The sequence below is a fragment of the Aeromonas sp. MdU4 genome (assembly GCF_041929505.1).
Taxonomy (GTDB): domain Bacteria; phylum Pseudomonadota; class Gammaproteobacteria; order Enterobacterales; family Aeromonadaceae; genus Aeromonas.
On the sequence record NZ_JBHFMW010000031.1, the window covers coordinates 67215 to 86961 of the forward strand.

13 protein-coding genes are annotated in these 19747 nt (G+C 60.0%); 6 read left to right on the top strand and 7 right to left on the bottom strand.

The features are described from left to right. Positions 1-46 precede the first annotated feature (46 nt). Complete coding sequence (gene aroA, locus ACE1BR_RS18790; protein WP_203130718.1) at positions 47-1330, top strand: 3-phosphoshikimate 1-carboxyvinyltransferase; 1284 nt, start codon at positions 47-49, stop codon at positions 1328-1330. Between the two features lie 220 nt (positions 1331-1550). Next, positions 1551-2606, top strand: coding sequence for a 3-deoxy-7-phosphoheptulonate synthase AroG (gene aroG / locus ACE1BR_RS18795; RefSeq protein ID WP_374872965.1), 1056 nt, complete (start codon positions 1551-1553; stop codon positions 2604-2606). A 135-nt stretch (positions 2607-2741) separates the two neighbouring features. Here aroG and ACE1BR_RS18800 read toward each other — a convergent pair whose 3' ends face one another. Beyond that, positions 2742-4337, bottom strand: a complete 1596-nt coding sequence (locus tag ACE1BR_RS18800; protein WP_374872967.1) for a methyl-accepting chemotaxis protein — start codon at positions 4335-4337, stop codon at positions 2742-2744. A gap of 253 nt (positions 4338-4590) precedes the next feature. Between ACE1BR_RS18800 and hutW the strand changes: the two genes are divergently transcribed. Beyond that, positions 4591-5952 (top strand): heme anaerobic degradation radical SAM methyltransferase ChuW/HutW, encoded by a 1362-nt coding sequence (gene hutW, locus ACE1BR_RS18805; protein WP_374872969.1) that lies wholly within the window; start codon positions 4591-4593, stop codon positions 5950-5952. A 101-nt stretch (positions 5953-6053) separates the two neighbouring features. Here hutW and ACE1BR_RS18810 read toward each other — a convergent pair whose 3' ends face one another. Together ACE1BR_RS18810 and ACE1BR_RS18815 are read right to left on the bottom strand one after the other, a co-directional pair. Next, complete coding sequence (locus tag ACE1BR_RS18810) at positions 6054-7454, bottom strand: DEAD/DEAH box helicase (protein ID WP_374872971.1); 1401 nt, start codon at positions 7452-7454, stop codon at positions 6054-6056. 182 nt (positions 7455-7636) lie between these two features. Then, positions 7637-8113, bottom strand: a complete 477-nt coding sequence (locus ACE1BR_RS18815; RefSeq protein WP_374872973.1) for a glutathione peroxidase — start codon at positions 8111-8113, stop codon at positions 7637-7639. Positions 8114-8449: 336 nt separating this feature from the next. On the opposite strand from ACE1BR_RS18815, the gene ACE1BR_RS18820 reads away from it, so the two are divergent. Next, entirely contained in the window at positions 8450-9058 is a 609-nt protein-coding gene (locus ACE1BR_RS18820; RefSeq protein WP_374872975.1) for a 2OG-Fe(II) oxygenase, read from the top strand. Between the two features lie 204 nt (positions 9059-9262). Then, positions 9263-10252, top strand: coding sequence for a D-alanine--D-alanine ligase (locus tag ACE1BR_RS18825; RefSeq protein ID WP_374872977.1), 990 nt, complete (start codon positions 9263-9265; stop codon positions 10250-10252). Between the two features lie 182 nt (positions 10253-10434). On the opposite strand, the gene mngB is transcribed toward ACE1BR_RS18825, so the two are convergent. Continuing rightward, the gene (gene mngB / locus ACE1BR_RS18830; RefSeq protein ID WP_374872979.1) at positions 10435-13089 is read right to left on the bottom strand and encodes a mannosylglycerate hydrolase; all 2655 of its coding nucleotides are present in this window, start codon (positions 13087-13089) and stop codon (positions 10435-10437) included. Positions 13090-13175: 86 nt separating this feature from the next. Beyond that, entirely contained in the window at positions 13176-15122 is a 1947-nt protein-coding gene (gene mngA / locus ACE1BR_RS18835) for a PTS 2-O-a-mannosyl-D-glycerate transporter subunit IIABC (RefSeq protein ID WP_374872981.1), read from the bottom strand. A gap of 247 nt (positions 15123-15369) precedes the next feature. Here mngA and ACE1BR_RS18840 point away from each other — a divergent pair, with 247 nt between their 5' ends. Next, positions 15370-16089 carry a GntR family transcriptional regulator gene (locus ACE1BR_RS18840; RefSeq protein WP_374872983.1) on the top strand — a complete coding sequence of 240 codons (720 nt, stop codon included), beginning with the start codon at positions 15370-15372 and terminating at the stop codon, positions 16087-16089. A gap of 128 nt (positions 16090-16217) precedes the next feature. Here the strand turns inward: ACE1BR_RS18840 and xseA are convergent, their stop codons facing one another. Beyond that, a complete protein-coding gene (gene xseA, locus ACE1BR_RS18845; protein WP_374872985.1) occupies positions 16218-17597 on the bottom strand; it encodes an exodeoxyribonuclease VII large subunit in 1380 nt (459 codons plus the stop codon). Positions 17598-17750: 153 nt separating this feature from the next. Further along, the gene (locus ACE1BR_RS18850) at positions 17751-19619 is read right to left on the bottom strand and encodes a potassium transporter Kup (RefSeq protein WP_374872987.1); all 1869 of its coding nucleotides are present in this window, start codon (positions 19617-19619) and stop codon (positions 17751-17753) included. Positions 19620-19747: the final 128 nt, after the last annotated feature.

The window sequence follows — 19747 nt, forward strand, 5'->3', positions numbered from 1 at the left end:
GTTAACGTCCGGACAGGCGTTTATTTTGAGATAGCACAGGAAGTCTATGAATTCGTTGCGTTTGGAACCTATTTCTCGTGTGGCCGGTGAGGTCAATCTGCCCGGCTCCAAGAGTGTCTCTAATCGGGCACTGCTGCTGGCAGCGCTGGCTCGTGGCACCACCCGGCTCACCAACCTGCTCGACAGCGATGACATTCGTCATATGCTGGCGGCGCTGACCCAGCTCGGGGTCAAGTACAAGCTCTCTGCCGACAAGACCGAGTGCACCGTGCACGGTCTGGGCCGCAGCTTTGCGGTGAAAGAGCCGATCAATTTGTTCCTCGGCAATGCCGGTACCGCCATGCGCCCGCTTTGCGCCGCGCTGTGTCTTGGTTCCGGCGAATATACCCTAGGTGGCGAGCCGCGCATGGAAGAGCGCCCCATCGGCCATCTGGTGGATGCCCTGCGTGAAGCGGGTGCTCATATCCAGTACCTGAAAAAAGACGGGTTTCCGCCGCTGGTGGTGGACGCCAAGGGGCTGTGGGGTGGCGATGTCCATGTCGATGGTTCCGTTTCCAGCCAGTTCCTGACTGCGTTTTTGATGGCAGCCCCGATGGCGGCCGGTGATACCCGGATCCACATCAAGGGGGAGCTGGTTTCCAAGCCCTACATCGACATCACTCTGCACATCATGAAGCAGTTCGGGGTGGTCATTGAGCACGACAACTACAAGCTGTTCTACATAAAGGGTAACCAGACCTACATCAGCCCGGGTGACTTTCTGGTGGAAGGTGATGCCTCCAGCGCCTCCTACTTCCTCGCGGCTGGCGCCATCAAGGGCAAGGTGCGGGTCACCGGTATCGGCAAGCACAGCATTCAGGGCGATATCCATTTCGCCGACGTACTGGAGAAGATGGGGGCGCGCATCACCTGGGGCGATGACTTCATTGAGGCGGAGCAGGCGCCGTTGCACGGCATCGATATGGACATGAACCATATTCCCGATGCGGCCATGACCATCGCGGTTGCGGCGCTGTTTGCCGAGGGGCCGACCTCCATTCGCAATATCTACAACTGGCGGGTGAAGGAGACCGATCGTCTGCATGCCATGGCGACTGAGCTGCGCAAGCTGGGCGTCGAGGTGGAGGAGGGGCGTGACTTCATTACCGTGACCCCGCCGACGCAGCTCAAGCACGCCGAGATCGATACCTATAACGATCACCGGATCGCCATGTGCTTCTCGCTGGTGGCATTGTCGAATACCCCGGTCACCATCAATGACCCCAAGTGCACGTCGAAGACTTTCCCGGATTACTTCGACAAGCTTGCCAGTATCAGCCAGCGTGGCTGATCACTGACAAACTCGTCATCACCGACGCTTCGGGCCCGCGCTGAGCGGGCCTTTTTACCTTCCTCACGTGCATCGGCAACTTGCCTAGCATCATTTCAATAACTTGCAAGATTGATCATGAAAATAGTTTTGCGATTGCTGTAATTTCCTATTTACACATTCTCTGCCGCGGGCTATGTTGAGATTTCTTAATCGCAGTTATCTAGCAGGAAGCCTTGTCATGCAGCATCAAACCGACGACGTTCGTATCAGTGAAATCAAAGAGTTATTACCCCCGGTTGCGGTGCTTGAGAAGTTTCCGGCTACCGAGACCGCCTCATCGACCGTGTTTGAATCCCGTCATGCTATCCATCGCATTTTGAACGGTGAAGATGAGCGTCTGCTGGTGGTCATTGGCCCTTGTTCCATTCACGATCCGGTGGCTGCACTGGAATATGGCAAGCGCCTCAAGGCCTTGCGCGACGAGCTGAAAGGTCAGCTGGAGATCGTGATGCGGGTCTACTTTGAAAAACCGCGCACCACGGTGGGCTGGAAAGGTCTGATCAACGATCCGTACCTCGATAACAGCTGCCAGATCAACGACGGTCTGCGCATTGGTCGCAAGCTGCTGCTGGATCTCAACGACATGGGGCTGCCGACCGCCTCCGAGTTTCTCGACATGATCACCCCGCAATATGTGGCGGACTTGATGAGCTGGGGGGCTATCGGTGCCCGTACCACCGAATCCCAGGTACACCGCGAGCTGGCCTCCGGTCTCTCCTGCCCGGTTGGCTTCAAGAACGGCACTGATGGCACCATCAAGGTCGCCATTGATGCCATCGGTGCTGCCAGTGCGCCGCACCATTTCCTGTCAGTTACCAAATACGGTCACTCCGCTATCGTGGCGACCCGTGGTAACCCGGATTGTCACATCATTCTGCGCGGTGGCCGTGAGCCGAACTACAGCGCAGCCCATGTCAGCGAGGTGGTGAAGGGGCTGGAGAAGGCCGGCCTGCCGCAAAAGGTGATGATCGATTTCAGCCATGCCAACAGCAGCAAGCAGTACAAGAACCAGATGGTGGTGGCCGAGGATGTGGCCGATCAACTGCGTGCGGGCAGCAAGGCGGTGTTTGGCGTGATGGTGGAGAGTCATCTGGTGGAAGGGCGCCAGGATCTGGTAGAGGGGAGTGAACTCACCGTTGGCCAGAGTATTACCGATGCCTGTATCGGTTGGGCCGATACTGAAGTGCTGCTGCGCAATCTGGCAGATGCAGTGGCAACCCGCAACGTCCGTTAAGTTATAAGGTGTATCCCGGCTGCGCTGTCGATAGGCAATACGTAGCTGGCGCAGCAACGCTGTCGTTCAGTCAAATCGAATGCTAAAAGCAGAAGCGCGACCCTCGGGTCGCGCTTTTTTCGTTGGTGAGGTTGATTACCAGCGGTAGGTTTTCAGCAGCGCTTCCAGTTTCTGGCACTGCTCGACGAGTTGGATGCTGGCGAGGTTGGCGTCATGCGCCTGACCCAGGGTGTCGTTGGAGGTGTTGCGGATCTGGTTTACCGAGCTGTCCACCTCGTTACAGACTCTATCCTGTTCTTCCGCTGACTGGGCCATCTGGGCGTTGAGATCGTTGATCCGGGCTATGCGTTCAATGATGTTCTGCATGGCAGCCAAGGTTGCCTCGGTCTTGCTGATGCTCTCGTCCGCCTTGGTTTTAGCATCCCCGATCACCATAACGGCGCTTTGGGCCTCTTTTTGCAGCGCGGCAATCATCTGGGAGATCTCCTCACTGGCTGCGCGACTGCGGTTGGAGAGGGCGCGCACCTCGTCGGCCACGACGGCAAAACCGCGTCCCTGTTCGCCGGCTCTCGCTGCTTCAATGGCGGCGTTGAGTGCCAGCAGATTGGTCTGATCAGCGATCCCCTTGATCACCTCCAGCACCCCATCCACGGCGAGGCAGCGGTTATCTAGTTGCTGGATCACTTGATCCACCCGATCAATTTCTGCCGACATTTCACCCATGTCGGTGATGGAGTGTTGGGCGAGGCGGCTGGTATTGGCTGCGTCCTGATTGGTGAGGGCGGATAGCTCGGCACTGTGACGGGCATGCTCGCGCACTTCGTGAGAGCTGGCCGCCAGTTCACTGACCGCTGCTGCTACCTGGGTGGTCATTCCCTCCTGCTGACGGGCCGAGTTTTCGGTCTGGGTCGCGACTTGGCGGATCTGGCTCGACTCCTGATAGAGCTGATGAGTCGCTCCTTCTACCTCCTGCAAGCTATGGCGGAACCCCTGTACCATGTCATTGACGGCGCGGGTCATCTGGCCGAGTTCATCCTGACTGTTGTTGACGAGCGGGAGGGCGAGGTTGCGCTCTTTAGCCATCTGGATCATGGCGAGCTGCAACTGGCGGAGTGGGCGTTTTACGTAGCGTTGCAATACCCACCAGAGCAGACCAAACCCCAGACTGAAGACGGCAGCCAGACTGCCACTCAAAATGAAATTGTTGTGGCGGATCTCGTCGAAGGTATGGTTGAGGTCATAGCTGATCCGGACTGCCCCCATGACGGTGCCTTCATTTACCTGATGGCAACTGGTGCACTGGGTGCCACGATACTCTTTGTAGGCTTTGAACGGCTTGATGAGGGTGAGCTGGCTACCATGCTGCTCGAAAATGAGCTCTCCTTTCGTAATAGCACGTTCATCAAGTGCATCTTGAGCTTGCTGATCCGGGTGACCCGGGCCAAACAGGTTGCTGACGGCTGGGGCGTGGATCAGGCGTGCCTCGACGATCCCGGCTTCGCTCTTGAGCTTGGTTTGCACTATCTGCCGGTTGGCCATGCCGCCGGTCATCATCAGCACGTTGAGTTGGTCCATGTAGGTATTGGCGGCGCTCTCGACTTTTTCGCCTGCCAGCCGGATCGCGAGGTCCCGTTGCAGCCAGGCAGAGAGTTCGAAGCTGAGTGCAAAAGTGGTGCCGATGACCAGCGCAAGCGGGAGAAATATTTTCCAGTTCAAGGAGAGGTTATGCATGTTGGGCAAGTTCCAGGCGCTTGTGTTGTTGTGTGATCCCGTATCATCTTGATCGTAGACGAAGAAATGGCGGGAGATAGTTCTCTATCGGCACACCCTAATCGCTCTTGAGTAAATAATCTGTTACTCAAACCGGTAATACCTGTTGTCAGATAGGCTTCTTTGTGGCGTGCCGCTCTCAGGGTTGATCCAGAACAAATCAACTGTAACGATAATGGTTATCATTGCCATTATTTCTTTGGTGGTGACATCCATGAATCTGACCCCTTCAATGACCGGCATTGCCTCGCCGGACCCTCTCAAGTTTGCATTTAGTGCCAAGACGTCGGCTCACGCCAGCAGAGGAGGGATGCGTCCCTTCCCGCTGGATGAGGCCGGTTGGCAGAGTTGGTGGCAGCGAGAGAGTGACGCAGAGGAGCGTGCCCTCTACATCCATATTCCGTTTTGCCGCAAGCGCTGCAGTTTCTGCAACTTCTTTGAAAATGGCGCCAATCCGGCGCGGATCAACCGCTATGTCAACGCCCTCTGTGCATCGCTTGCTCAGGCTGCCGACACCCCGCTGGTGCAGGGCATGCCTTTTTCCGCTGTCTATGTGGGGGGCGGTACGCCGACCGACATGAGTGCCGATGAGTTGGCAATGTTGGCCGCTGTGATCCGCCGTTTCCCGCTGGCGGCCGATGCCGAGGTGACGCTGGAGGGGCGGCTGAACGGCTTTGGTGATGAGAAATGGCAGACGGCACTGGCAGGGGGCTTCAACCGCTTCTCGTTCGGGGTGCAGAGCTTTGATACCGATGTGCGTCAGCAGGCGGCCCGCTTCGATGATAGGGAGACCCTGCTGACCCGCTTAGGCGAGCTGACCCGGGATGATGCGGCGGTGATCGTGGCGGACCTCATCTTCGGCCTGCCCGGCCAGAACGATGCCGTGTGGCAGCAGGATATCTGCGATGTGATGGCGAGCGGGGTGCACGGGGTCGATCTCTACCAGCTGATCGCCATGCAAGGTACCAATCTGGAGCGGGCGCAGGAGCGGGGCACTTTGGGCTGGGTCGCCGACGGTCAGCAGCGCGCGGCCATGTATGCCTATGGCGGTGAGCAGCTGGAAGCCCACGGCTGGGAGCGCCTCTCTTGCAGTCACTGGAGACGCAGCCAGGCCGAGCAGAGTCGTTACAACCAGATGGCCAAGCGCGGCGCCGAGATCCTCCCTTTTGGCGCTGGTGCAGGGGGCAGCATTCTTGGTCATGGCTTGATGTATGGCCGGGATCTGGCCCCCTGGCACGATGCACTGGCCAGTGGCAAGCGTGCGCCCGGCATGGTGATGGGGCGCAATCCGAATGCTCGGATGGATGGTCTGCTGCGTGGCGCCCTCGACAGTGGCATGCTGGCGCTGGATCGTCTGCCTGCGCCTTTACTGACCCATCTGATGCCGCTCTTTGCCGCCTGGCAGCTGCACGGGTTGGCCGAGATCAGCCGTGAGCGACTGTTGCTGACTCTGGCCGGGCGCTTCTGGAACGTCAATATGCAGGCTGGCTTGTTCGAGTTCTTGCAGCTCAATCCGCTCGATGGTTCAGCGCAGCCCAGCCATCGCGCCGCAGCGGTGCGTCATTCGCTGGTCTGAGCCTGAGCGGAGCACTTGCGCGGCTCCGTGCGTGCCATTTATAACGAAAAGGGAGCCTTGAAGGCTCCCTCTTTGGGCTTGGCAGATACAGCCGTGCGAGCTTACTCGTCGCTGTTGTCCTGATAGCTGTCGCGCATCGCCTTGGGCAGGCGGCGCATCGGGGTAAAGCCGATATCTTCACCTACCACTTCGCGCTTGCGGGACTTGTTTTGAGGAGACTGGGCAGGCTTCTTGGCGGCATCGCCCTTGGCTTTGCCCTTGCCAGCGGCAGGTTTGCCTTTGGCATTGCTCTTGGCGTTGGCATGGCCGCGCTCACGGGGCGGGTTCTGCACCGGCTTGCTGCCCGGCAGGGTCTGGCGACTCGGCTTGCCGCTTGGCTCGTACCCTTCCAGGATCTCCACGGTCAGGGATTGGCCGATCAGGGCTTCGATGGCTTTGAGCTGACCCAGTTCGTCATGGCTGACCAGCGAGATCGCCTCGCCGCCGCGACCGGCACGGCCGGTACGACCGATACGGTGGATGTAATCCTCTGCCATCTGGGGCAGTTCGAAGTTGATCACGTGGGGCAGCTGATCGATATCGAGCCCGCGAGCGGCGATATCGGTCGCCACCAGCACCCGCACCTCGCCACTGCGAAAATCGGCCAGCGCCCGGTTGCGGGCTCCCTGGCTCTTGTCACCGTGGATCGCCACGGTATTGAGGCCATCTTTTTGCATCTGCTGGGCGAGTCGGTCGGCGATCTGCTTGGTGCGAACAAACACCAGCACCCGCTGCCAGTTGCCACGGCCAATCATGTGGGAGAGTAGCTCGCGGCGGCGTTCCCGATCCACCTGAATGATACGCTGGGTCACCTGCTCGGCGGCGGTGTTGCTCGGGTCCACCTCGATCAGGGTGGGATCGTTGAGCAGATCATCGGCCAGTGCCTTGATCTCGTTGGAGAAGGTGGCGGAGAACAGCAGGGTCTGACGCTCTGCAGGCAGCGCCTTCATGATCCGGCGGATGTCGACGATGAAGCCCATGTCGAGCATGCGATCCGCTTCATCCAGCACCAGCACTTCCAGCTCGCTCAGGGTCAGGGCGCCCTGGGTCAGCAGATCCAGCAGACGGCCCGGGGTGGCGACCAGAATGTCCACTCCCAGCTTGATGGCGTCCAGATTCGGCTTGATGCTGACACCGCCGTAGGCGATCAGCGTCTTGAACGGTAGGTGGTGGGCATACTTGATGATGCTCTCGCCCACCTGTGCCGCCAGTTCGCGGGTCGGGGTCAGTACCAGTGCGCGTACCTGACGACGGCCACGGCCGTGGTTGGCCAGCAGACGCTGCAACATCGGCAGGGTGAAACCGGCCGTTTTGCCTGTGCCTGTCTGAGCGCCGCCGAGCACATCGTGACCCGCCAGAATGGCCGGAATCGCTTGCTGCTGGATGGGGGTTGGCTGTTCGTAACCCAGCTCCTTGACGGCCCGCAGAATATGCGGAGACAGACCCAGTTCGTTGAATGACATGTTCGAGAGAAACTCCTGAGATGAGCCTTTGGCTCAACGGGCAGCCAGCGTCTTGGTGCCAGCCACGGAATGGAAAAGATAGTGGGGCCGTAATATAGCAAAAGTGCGGCCGATGCGCAGTAGCTGTCGCACTGACCGCCATACAATCGTTCAATAGTAATGACGTGAAAAGAGGCTGAAGGTCAGAGCATCTCGCGGATCTGCTCGGTCAGGCTCTCCGGTTTGGTGGTGGGGGCAAACCGGTCTACCACGTTACCGTCACGATCGATCAGGAACTTGGTGAAGTTCCACTTGACGTTTTCCAGCCCCAGCAGACCCGGCTTTTCCTTCTTGAGCCACTGGTAGAAGGGGTGGGCATGTTCGCCGTTGACATCGCACTTGGCCATGATGGGGAAGGTGACCGGATAGTCGAGAGAGCAGAAACGGGCAATCTCGTCCGCATCACCCGGCTCCTGATTGCCGAACTGGTTGCAGGGGAAGCCCAAAATCACCAGCCCCTTTGGGCCGAGTTCGCGATAGAGAGCTTCCAGCCCTTCATATTGGGGGGTAAAGCCACAGCGACTGGCCACATTGACCACCAGCACCACCTTGTCCGTCAGTTGGGTCAGCGGATAGGAGGTACCATCCAGTTGTTGCAAAGTGAGATCGGGCATGGGCATAAGCAGATCCTTTCGTTGATTGTCCGCAAGTGGTTCGGTCGGTAACAGAGACTGGTGCCGGATGAACAGCAATATGACGATATGGCTACGGTATCGGTTGGCTCTTTTTACAGCAAGGTGGTATGAGCTGTTCCCCCCTTGATTGCAGTGGCCATCACACTTTTGACAACCAATACGCCATTTGGCGGAGCGGGATCACAACAGGTGACAAAAAGCGGGGGCGCGGGCGGTAAATCGCGTATTGATGGTGGGACTTCTCAAGAGAAGCAAACCGGTTTGTGACTTGGCCGGTAAGCCGCTACAAAGCGCCCTCTCTCCACTTATTGTGAGCCAATCTTGGATTATCAAGCTGCCATGGATGCCATTTACACCCGGGGATGGGTGATAGTGGACGATTTTTTGACCGCCGCCGAGGTGGATGCCCTCAAAGCCTGCCTGCCGAGCGAGTGGCAACCGGCCGGGATCGGCCGTGACGCCCTGCATCAGGGCAATCCCGATATTCGTCGTGACCAGATCCACTGGCTGGAGCCCTCACTCGGGGCGCCGGTGGCCGACTACCTTGCGCGGATGGAGTCCCTGCGTCTTGCCGCCAACCGGATGTTGATGCTGGGGCTGTTTGACTACGAGGCGCACTTCGCCCGCTATCGCAGCGGCGATTTTTACGCGACCCATCGCGATGCCTTTGCCGGTCGCTCCAACCGCCGCCTGACCTCGGTCTTCTACCTCAACAATGACTGGCAACCGGAAGCTGGTGGGCTGCTGCGCTTCTATGACAACGACGAGCAGTTTCTGATGGATGTCAGCCCCAAGGGGGGACGGCTGGTGCTGTTTCTCTCCGAGGAGTTTCCTCACGAGGTGCTGCCCGCCAACCGCGAGCGCTACAGTATCGCTGGCTGGTTTCGGGTCAATGGCAACGGGATGGGGCGGGTCGATCCCCCGCGCTGAGGGGCAATGTGTCCCGATTTTGACACAGGGGAGACTTTTCACTGCAAGAAGTGGGGTCATGGGTCTCCCATCAGCTGACAAGGGTTGATCTCCCTTGCTACACTGGCGCGCACTTATGTTCGTATCTGGCTTCGTCCGGTTTTTATTGTGGTTGGCTTATCAAATGGTCATGACGAGGCCGCTTTTCCCAAGGGATCACATCTAATGAAGAACATGCATGTCTTGCTGCTGTGCGGCGGCGGTGGCTCCGAGCACGAAGTCTCTCTGCGCAGCGCCAATTTCCTCGAGCAACAACTGGGCCTCCTGCCCGGTGTCGAAGTGACCCGCGTCGAGATGTTCGCCGATCGCTGGCTCAGTGTCGATGGCCGCGAGTGCAAGCTGGGGCTCGACAAGCTGCTCTCGTTTGACAGCGTGGCCCGTCCGGTGGATTACGTGGTGCCCTGCATCCACGGCTACCCGGGTGAGACCGGCGATCTGCAATCCTTCCTCGAACTGGCCGGATTGCCTTATCTCGGTTGCGATGCCGAGGCGAGCAAGATCTGCTTCAACAAGATCAGCACCAAGCTGTGGCTCTCTGCCATCGGCATTCCCAACACCCCTTATCTGTTCCTGACCGAGCAGAATGACGCTGCGCTCACCGAGGCGAAAGCCGCACTGGCCAAGTGGGGCAAGGTCTTTATCAAGGCCGCCTCCCAGGGCTCTTCCGTTGGCTGCTACTCTGCCAGCAACGAAGCGGATCTGGTGAAGGGTATTGCCGATGCCTTCGGTTACTCCGAGCAGGTTTTGATCGAAAAAGCGGTCAAGCCGCGCGAGCTGGAAGTGGCGGTTTACCAGTACGGTGACGAGCTGGTGGCCACTTACCCGGGCGAGATCTGCGTGCCGCAGGACAAGTTCTACACCTATGAAGAGAAGTACAGCAGCGCCAGCCACACCGAGACCAGCCTCAAGGCCCAAGGGCTGACTCAGGCACAGGCCGATGCGATCCACGAGTATGCCCTCAAGGCATTCCGTCAGCTGAAACTGACCCACCTCTCGCGCATCGACTTCTTCCTGACCGAGGAGGGCGAGATCCTGCTGAACGAAATCAACACCTTCCCGGGCATGACCTCCATCTCCATGTTCCCGAAACTGTTGGAGCATCACGGTCACCGCTTCGCTGACTACCTTGAGCAGATCCTGCGCAAGGCCAGCTAAGTGTTCTCTCCCGTTTACGGGAGTGAAGGATGACTCAATAAAAATCCCCGCCAACCGGCGGGGATTTTTTATGTGTCTCTCGCAAGCACGATGAACTTGCCAACGGGATAAACCGGCAGGGAGGGGATGATCCTTCCCCGCCTGTTGTTACCTGAGCGTGTTACTGGCAGGCGTGCCAGCCATTACCGGCGAGCCACCCGAAAGCGCACGCTGCGGGAGTGGCAAGGTGCCAGCTCACCAAACTCACCAGCGGCCAGCTCAAGGGGCAGGGGCTGTTCGTCCATCCGCACCGCTTGCCAGTCGCTCAAGGTGTGCTGGCTTGTCACCTTGCCTCCCTCCAGCACCGCCCGTTCGCTCGGGTTGTAGACCCGGATCACCAGCGCCTCTTCATCTTCGGCCTTTTTCAGGGCGCTCAGCACCGGAGCGGACGGATCCATGGTGAGCAGGCTGAAGTGGAGCGGGGTGGTGAAGTTCGCCTTGTTGAGCTTCATTGCATCGAACGGGATCTTGTTGTAGCAGCGCACCGGAGTGAGGTAGCTGCGCGCCGCCTGCATCACGTTGGCGCTGATGTGATCACCGGCAAACGCCAGCAGGCTGAAACGGCAGCTTAGCTTGCCGCGCACCTGAGAGTCCGGGGTGGGCAGCTTGATGCCGGAGGGGCGACCCGGGCGAAGCAGCAGCTCCTCTTTACCGAGCACGCCGACCCCGCGCAGCAGAGTGAGCGCCAGGGTGTCGCACTGCTCGCCGATCACTTCAAACTCGCGCAGACCGTCGCTCAGCACCGCCAGCCCCTGCTTGCCATCTTGCAGGGCGACGAAGTTCATCAGCTGCCAGACCGGAATGGGTGCCTCTTTCCACCCTTCTGCTTCCCAGTTCGCCATGGCGCTGTCGCGGGTAGGGCGAGTGATGCAGCCAAACTGGTTATCGGAAACCACTGTGTCACTCGGGAAGGGGGTGGGGAGCAGCACCCGAACCCGGTGATCATCGGCCTGATTGTCGAGCTCCAGCTCGATGTCGATGCGTGGGCTCTGGTGCGCCAACGTGATGCGGCAGGTTACATCGAGGTAACCGCTGCACTGGCGGTTGGCCCGCTCGGCGAGGTTGGCAGGCAAGGCCATGCGTAGCGCAAGGGTCGCAATGCTCTGCCACGCTTCATGGGTGACCTCACGGGTCACCGCAAACTCGGTGGAGTAGCGCAGCCACTCGTCCCGCGATGGCGAGTAGTCATACTCGTCGCCATCATCGGAGCCCTCTTCGAGAGTTAGCACCTGATCAAAGGTGGTACCGCGTAGCTTGTCCAGGATCTGCAGGGTGCTGTTGTCATTGAGGGCGATGCGGTAAAAATCGTTCTCCAGCAGCTCGCCGCTGGCCGTCACCGGCTGCTCCAGTCCCGGCTGGTTGCCTTCGATATGGAGAGTGCAGTAACCCATGGCTGGCAGCGGATGGCAGAGCTGGATGTCGTACTCCATAAAGGGGTCGTAGTTGCCGTAGTGCACGATCTGCCTGTCCACCAGACCCGGGTCAATCTCGCGTCTGGCGCGGATGAAGTAGGGGATCGGCTGGCCCGCCTCATCGCGCAGGGCAAAGGATTGGGCGCGAATGCGGATGCTGGTGTTGATCACCTCCTGACGGGGGAAGGGCATCAGGTTGAACAGGCAGAGCTTGTCGGCCACCTGTACTCCGTCTTCACAGAGCGCCACCGGCATGTTGTCGACAATCTTGCGCATGTAGAAGCGGATCAGGTTCTCGGCCATGTCGTCGGCCAGAATGAAGCGGGTCATCACCTCCTGATGCACCTTGTCGCTGCAGCAGCAGCCGATGCTGTCATGGGCGTGGTTCTTCATGATCTCCTTCCACATCTTCTCCAAAAGCCCGTGGTGGTACTCGAAGCCGAGCGCCCAGGCGATGCTCGCCAGCGGCTCGAGGATGTTGACGATCTTGTTCTCGATAGCGGCGTGGGCCAGCTTGATGTCCATCCGGGTGGAGGAGATGGTGCGGTGTACCCGCATGTATTTACCGTCGTTGAACTCCCCCTTGAGGGTGGCCAGTTGGTCGCGGCATCCCTCGATGCGCTCGAAGACCTGTTCGAAGCGGCTCATGTGGAATTCACGCTGGGGGTAGATCTCCCGCAGCTTGTCGATGATGGCGAAGATGTTCTGTTGCAGCGGCATCTGGTCGTGGCCGTTGGGCAGCAGGATATCCTTGGTCACCGAGGCCTTCTCCAGCACCTCGAAGTAGGATTCAAGCCGCTTGCGCAGGCCCGCCTCATCTTCCGGCAGGTACTTGCCGATGGCGTAGCCAAGCGGCAGGACCTGGGCGGTCACCTCGCTGCCATCGTTGCTCTGCCAGAGGAACTCGGTCTTGTCGGTACCGTGGCGCTCGGAGCAGCCGCGCCAGAACATGGCCCGATCGATCCCGAAGCCGTTGAAGATGTGGGGCAGCTGGGAGGACATGCCGAACGAGTCGGGCAGGTAACCGATCTTCATCGGCTCGCCAAGGCTAAGGCAGTCACGCATCCCGTAGAGCAGGTTGCGCAGGATGGACTCGCCGCTCACCTGCATGGTGTCGGTCTGGGTGTACCAGGGGCCGATGATGAGCTTGCCCGCTTCCACCAGTGCCTTCACCCGGGCCCTGTTCTCGGGTTGGATGGCGAAGTAATCCTCCAGCACTGCGGTCTGGCCGTCCAGCACATAAAACTTGTAGTCGGGGTCGGATTCAAGACGCGCCAGGATCTCCGCCATGTTGTTGACCAGCAGGATGCGGGACTCCTCGGTGGTGAAGTACCACTCCCGATCCCAGTGCATGTGCGGTGTGATGTGAACTCGTGAAACTGTCATGACAATGATCCTTTGCTGACGCACGGCGGCTCTTGCCTGCCGTGCGGAAAAATAGTCTGTTGAAAAACCGGTGGTGAAGATGAGCCTTACTCTGTGGCGACCACCTGATAGGTGCCGCGCTGCATGGCGTGACGGCGCCAGCCGATCAGCACCAGAGTGGAGATAAGGGTGCCCACCAGCGCCGCACCGAGCCAGACGGCGGCAGCCATCAGGGCGCCGTGGCCGCCATCGTGGAGCAGGAAGAGGGAGAAGATGCCGGCTCCCGGGGTGGAGAGACCAATCCCCATGGCTCCCACCATAGCGCCGGTGACGACCGAGCCTGCGAGGAAGGAGCCGATCACCCGGATCGGATCTTCGATGGCCATCGGAATGGCACCCTCGGTGATCCCCGCCAGCCCCAGCAGCCAGGTCGATTTACCGGTCTCGATCTCGAAGGTCTGGAACAGGCGTGGCGCCAGCAGGGTGGAGGCGGTGACGGTAAAGGCCGAGACCATCTTGACCGCGCCGAAGATGGCGTAGGGGCCGTAAACCCCGTTGGCCATGGCGCCGAGGCAGAAGGCGTAGGCCGCCTTGTTGACCGGGCCACCCAAGTCAAACGAGCACATAAAGCCGAGCAGGGCGCCGAGTACCAGCGCATTGGTGCCGGAGAGGCCGTTGAGCCACTCGGTGAGGCTATTGTTGAGCCATGCTACCGGCTGGCCGATGACAAACAGCATCAGGCTGCCCGCCACCAGAGTGCCGATCACCGGATAGAGGTAAAAGGTGAGAAAGCCGTTGAAGTTGGGGCCGAGGCGTACATGCTGCTTGACCCAGCGCATCAGGTAACCGGCGATCAGGCCGCCGACCACGCCGCCGAGAAAACCGGAGCCAATCATGTTGGCAGCAAGACCAGCCGCAAAGCCCGGGCCCAGCGCCGGTTTGTCTGCCAGCGAATAGGCGGTATAGGCCGCCAGCACCGGCACCATCAGGGTACCCAGCATGCCGCCGCCAAGTTTTCGGTACATCCAGAGCCAGGAGTTCTCGGTATCAAACAGATGTTGCAGGCCGAAGATCTGGGCCAGCAGCACAGAGACGGCGAGCACGGTACCGCCCGCCACGATCAGCGGCACGGCAAAGGAGATGCCGCTCAGCAGTGCCTGCTTGAGCTCGGTCTTGAGGCTCACCTTTTTGCCGGTCGGCGCGTCGTTCTGACCGGGGTTGGGTTTCGGGGCTGTGCGTCCGGCCTTGGCTGCTTCCAGCGCATCATTCAGGATCCGTTCGGCATGGCGAATGGGCTCGGCCACCGGTGTCTCGATCCGGGGAATGCCTGCAAAACGCTCCTGCTCCTTGATGGCCACCTCGGCGGCGAAGATGCAGGCTACCGCAGCATTGAGCGCCTCTTGCGGCAGGCGGTCCTCGATACCGTTGGCACCCTGCTTCTCGACCAGTACCCGAATGCCCAGCTTGCGCCCCGCTTTTTCCAGATACTCGGCGGCCATATAGGTGTGGGCGATCCCCGCCGGACAGGCGGTGACACAGACCACAGTGGGTTGGTTTGTATCTAACTTGTCTTCTTTTGCTGGTTGCTTGTCGCTATCCCCTTCACCATCGAGCAGCGCCATCAGCTGCTCGGCACTCTGGGCCGCCAGCACCGCCTCGCGGGTATCGTCATCCACCAGCGCCGTGGTGAGGGTGGTGAGCAACTGCATATGAGTAGAGCCCGCCTGATCGGTCGGGATCGCCAGCATGAAGATCAGGTTGACCGGCTCGGGGCCATCGATCCCCTCCCAGCCCAGCTCCTCGCTCAGGGTTGCGACGGCAAAGGCCGCTTCGCGTACTGCATCACACTTGCCGTGGGGCACTGCCAGCCCTTCGCCAAGGGCGGTGGGGCCCTGTGCCTCGCGGGCCATGACTGCGGCCAGAAAGGCGGCCTTGTCGTGCAGCTTGCCCGCCTGATCGAGCCGATCAGCCAGGGCATGAATGGCCGCATCCCGATCGGCAAACCGGGTTTGCAACGTGATGAGATGGGGGCCGGTAAGACTGGTCAGATTCATGATGATCCTCTGTCAGGTTGGCTTGCCAGCAAGCCGTCATGGTGAAAGTGACAGCGATGCTAACAAACCGGCCGACTGATTTTTGTGAGTGGTATCATACAATTCGTTATTTGTATTGTTTTTGTATTGTTTGGTCAAGGTGATTTGTTAGGTCAAATGAGGCTGAGCCGTTTTGTCTGCCGGGCAAGTGGGGTAGAATGGCGCCTCTTCCATTTATCATGGCGCAGAGCCGACGAGGTGGCCTTTCGTGTCGAAAAAACCCATGTATCGCCAGATAGCCGACACCATCCAGCAGTGGATTGCGCAAGGGGAGCTGGCTCCCGGCGATGCCCTGCCCACCGAAGCCGAGCTGCGCGAGCAGTTCGGGGTGAGCCGGGTGACGGTGCGTCAGGCGCTCAAGCAGCTGACCGAACTCAACGTCATCGAGAGCATTCAGGGCAGCGGCAGCTACGTGCGGCAGGAGAAGGTGAACTACGACATCTATCAGCTCACCAGCCTCTATGAGAAGGTGACCGATCCGGCAGCCGAGACCCACAGCGACATTCTCGCCTTCGAGGTGATCAAGGCGAGCAGCGAGCTGGCCGAGCGACTCAATCTGCTGGAAGGGGCAATGGTCTATTACGTCAAGCGGGTGCGCTTTATTCGCCAGATTGCGGTGACGCTGGAGGAGACCTGGATGCCGCTCGCTCTCTTCCCCGATCTCAGCTATGCGGTGATGCAGGGCTCCAAGTACCACTACATCGAGGAGGTAAAGCAGCTGGTGATCGACCGCAGCGAGCAGGAGATCATTCCGGTGCTCCCCTCGGCGCAGGTGGTGGAGGCGCTCGGTATCGATCCCGCCAAACCCATTATCGAGAAGGTCTCCCGCGGTTTCCTGCAAGATGGCACCGTGTTCGAGTTCAGTCGCAACTTCTTCAAGAGCGATGATTACAAGTTCACCCTGGTCGCGCGGCGCGCCAAGGGCTGAGCAGGCGACAGCTCCCGCGATAAAAAAGGCCACCACCGTGTTTGCGGTGGTGGCCTTTTTGTTTGGTTGATTAACGGGCCAACAGCCGGGCTGGATAGCCCGTTGGCTGGTGGTTTGACCCAGCCGATCTACTGCGCGGAGTCTTTGATAATTTCCTCGACCCGCACCTGCAGGCTTCCTTGCGCCAGGGTGGTGACGAGCTGGTCGCCACTGTTGACCTGATCGGCGCGGCTGATCACCTCGCCACGCGCGGTGCGGGTGATGGAGTAGCCGCGACCCAGAGTGGCGAGCGGGCTCACTCCGTCGAGGCGAGCTGTGAGCATGGCGAGGCGGTGACTGGCGAGGTCTTGCCGCTTGGCAATCAGGGCATAGAGCCGCTCCTCGGCCAGCTGGTGGTGGCGCTTGCCAGCAGCCAGCAAGCGCTCCGGGCTCTTGCCTTGCAGGCGCAGCTCAAGGTTGGCGAGGCGCCGCTCTCCCTGATGCAGCCGCTGGCGAAGCAGTTGCTGCAAACGGGCAGAAAGTTCGTCGAGGCGCTGGGATTGCTGTTCCAGCCGCCGTTTCGGATCCTGATGGTCGAGCCGCTTTTGCAGCAGGATGAAATCGTGGCGGGCGGCGGTCTGCTGGCGACTCATCGCCTGCAGCAGTCGCTGCTTGAGGTGAACGAGACGCTGGGCACGGGCGCTCTGATCCGGCGCCACCAGCTCGGCGGCGGCCGACGGGGTAGGGGCGCGCAAGTCGGCGGCAAAGTCGCTGATAGTGACATCCACCTCATGGCCTACTGCGCTCACCACCGGGATGGTGGAGTGGGCAATGGCGCGGGCTACCGCCTCTTCGTTAAAACACCAGAGATCTTCTAGCGAGCCGCCGCCGCGCCCGACGATCAGCACATCCACCTCGGCGCGCTGGTTCGCTTTGGCGATCGCCGCGACGATCTGGCTGATGGCGGCGCTCCCCTGCACCTGGGTCGGATAGATAAACACCGGCAGATCCGGTGCGCGACGTTTAAGCACGGTCAGCATATCGTGCAGGGCGGCGCCGGTGGCGGAGGTGATAAGGCCCACCGCGCGCGGTTCGCGGGGCAGCGGCCGCTTGCGGCTCTCGTCAAACAGCCCCTCGGCCCCGAGGCGGCGCTTGAGCTCTTCAAAACGCAGCGCAAGCACACCGTCGCCTGCGGGCTGCATCGACTCGATGATCAACTGGTAGTCGCCGCGCGGCTCATAGAGGGAGACCCGCGCCTGCACCAGCACCTGCATGCCATCCTGCGGGCGAAACGCCACCCGCCGGTTGTTACCCTTGAACATGGCGCAGCGCACCTGCGCCGACATGTCCTTGAGGGAGAAGTACCAGTGGCCGGAGCTTGGCATCGCCAGATTGGAGAGTTCGCCGGTCAGCCACACCAGCCCCAGATCCTGCTCCAGGATCATGCGCACTGCGCTGTTGAGGCGGGTGACGGTAAAGACCTGCTGCTCGCGGCCGTTCGCCGCACTGGATGGGGTAAATCGGTTCAATGGCGTACCTGTGGTTTGCCCCGGCGGGGCCGGGATAAAACGATGGCCGCTATCTTACCCCAGCACGGGGCAGGTGCCGAGCCTCTATCGGCCAGAGCCCCCGATATCGCCCAATCTGGGCTTTTACACGCTCTTTGGCGGGTTCTTCGGGGGTCAAAGTTCCAGCAAAACACCCAGCTCCACCACCCGGTTGGCAGGGATATGAAAAAAATCGGTCGCCTTGAGGGCGTTACGATTCATCCAGACAAACAGCCCCTCGCGCCAGCGGGCCATGCCCGGAATATCGGTGCTGACCAGATTTTCGTGGGAGAGGAAAAAGGAGGTCTGGTTCATCGAGACCTTCAGATCGTGCTGGGCACAAGCCTGAAAAATCTCCTCCATGGCGGGGGTCTCCTTGTAGCCAAAATGGGCCACCACTTGCCAGAATCCTTCGCCAAGTCGTTTGAGTTCGACCCGCTCATGAAAGGCGAGCCAGGGTTCGTCCTTGATATGAACCGTGAGGAAAATGATCCGTTCGTGCAGGATCTTGTTGTGTTTGAGGTTATGCAACATGGCATGGGGCACCACCTGCTCCGAGCGTGACAAAAACACCGCGGTACCCGGTACCCGCAGCGGTGGGTGCTCAAGCATGTTGCTGACAAAACGGCTCAGGGCGAACGACTTGTTCTCCAGTTTGTCGAGCACCAGTTCACGCCCCCGTTTCCAGGTGGTCATCACTACGATGGCGATCAGAGCAAACAAGATGGGGAGCCAACCGCCAGCGAAAAACTTAGTGGTGTTGGCGGCAAAGAAGGTGACGTCGACCAGCAGCAGCGGGGCGCCGATCAGCACGATCAACCAGCGTGGCCATTGCCAGCGGGTGGCGGCTACCACCATCAACAGCAGGGCGGTGAGCGCCATGGTGCCGGTCACGGCGATGCCATAGGCGGCAGCCAGATTGCTGGAGCTCTGGAACCAGAGGATCACTATGATGACTCCCCCCAGCAGCAACCAGTTCACCAGCGGCAGATAGATCTGCCCCATCTCGTGTTCAGAGGTGTAGCGGATCTCCTGACGGGGCAGGTAGCCGAGCAGGATCGCCTGACGCACCACTGAATAGGTGCCGGAGATGACCGCCTGCGACGCGATCACTGTCGCCATGGTGGCCAGCACCAGCAGTGGCAGAGTGAGCCAGGAGGGGGCGAGCAGATAGAAGGGGTTCTCGATGGCGGCGGGGTTGCGCAGCAACAGGGCCCCCTGACCGAAATAGTTAAGGAGCAGGGCGGGCATGACCAGCGAGCCCCAGGCCAGCCGGATGGCGCCACGGCCAAAGTGGCCCATGTCCGCATAGAGCGCCTCCGTTCCCGTCACACAGAGCACCACGGCTCCCAGGGTAATGAAGGCGATACCGGGTCGCTCCACAATAAAATCAAGGGCGTAGAGTGGATTGATGGCCTGGAGGATGACCGGGTTTTGCACGATTTCGAGTATCCCCAGCAGGGCTAGCACGCCAAACCAGAGCAGCATGATGGGGCCGAACAGCTGGCCGATCCCTGCGGTGCCGTAATGTTGGGCACCAAACAGGATCACCAGCACGATCAGGGTCACAGGAAGCACAAAGGGGGCGAGATCCGGGGCAATTACCTCAAGCCCTTCGACGGCGGAGAGCACCGAGATGGCGGGGGTGATCACCGCATCTCCGGCAAAGAGGCCCACCCCGATCAGACCAAGCAGCATGGCAATAGCGCGAGCGCGGGGTGAGAGGTGGCGTGAGGCCAGCGAGGCGAGGGTCAATACCCCGCCTTCGCCCTTGTCATCAGCGCTCAGCACCAGCAACACATATTTGAACGAGACCACCACCATGATGGTCCAGAAGAAGAGGGAGATAAGCGAGAGGATCTCCTGCTGGCCCGGCTGCAGGCCAATGTGGCTGGCAAAGCACTCCTTGAGGGCGTAGAGCGGGCTGGTGCCGAGATCACCATAGACGACGCCAAGTGCCGCCAGGGTGATCGCCATGCGTCCTTGATGGCCTTCTCGATTCATCACGAAATTCCATTTCAATTCAGAATGTTAGTCATGATAAGCAAGAACCGGAGGTAAGTGAACCGGTTCTTGCTGTGGCAAAAATGCATCTAAACATGTCTGATGGATACAAAAGTGGTCACTGTTAT

What these genes read in the sequence shown, in the direction of transcription:
- aroA (WP_203130718.1), top strand. Translation starts at nt 47, where the DNA reads ATGAATTCGTTGCGTTTGGAACCTATTTCTCGTGTGGCCGGTGAGGTC.
- aroG (WP_374872965.1), top strand. Translation starts at nt 1,551, where the DNA reads ATGCAGCATCAAACCGACGACGTTCGTATCAGTGAAATCAAAGAGTTA.
- ACE1BR_RS18800 (WP_374872967.1), bottom strand. Translation starts at nt 4,337, where the DNA reads ATGCATAACCTCTCCTTGAACTGGAAAATATTTCTCCCGCTTGCGCTG.
- hutW (WP_374872969.1), top strand. Translation starts at nt 4,591, where the DNA reads ATGAATCTGACCCCTTCAATGACCGGCATTGCCTCGCCGGACCCTCTC.
- ACE1BR_RS18810 (WP_374872971.1), bottom strand. Translation starts at nt 7,454, where the DNA reads ATGTCATTCAACGAACTGGGTCTGTCTCCGCATATTCTGCGGGCCGTC.
- ACE1BR_RS18815 (WP_374872973.1), bottom strand. Translation starts at nt 8,113, where the DNA reads ATGCCCATGCCCGATCTCACTTTGCAACAACTGGATGGTACCTCCTAT.
- ACE1BR_RS18825 (WP_374872977.1), top strand. Translation starts at nt 9,263, where the DNA reads ATGAAGAACATGCATGTCTTGCTGCTGTGCGGCGGCGGTGGCTCCGAG.
- mngB (WP_374872979.1), bottom strand. Translation starts at nt 13,089, where the DNA reads ATGACAGTTTCACGAGTTCACATCACACCGCACATGCACTGGGATCGG.
- mngA (WP_374872981.1), bottom strand. Translation starts at nt 15,122, where the DNA reads ATGAATCTGACCAGTCTTACCGGCCCCCATCTCATCACGTTGCAAACC.
- ACE1BR_RS18850 (WP_374872987.1), bottom strand. Translation starts at nt 19,619, where the DNA reads ATGAATCGAGAAGGCCATCAAGGACGCATGGCGATCACCCTGGCGGCA.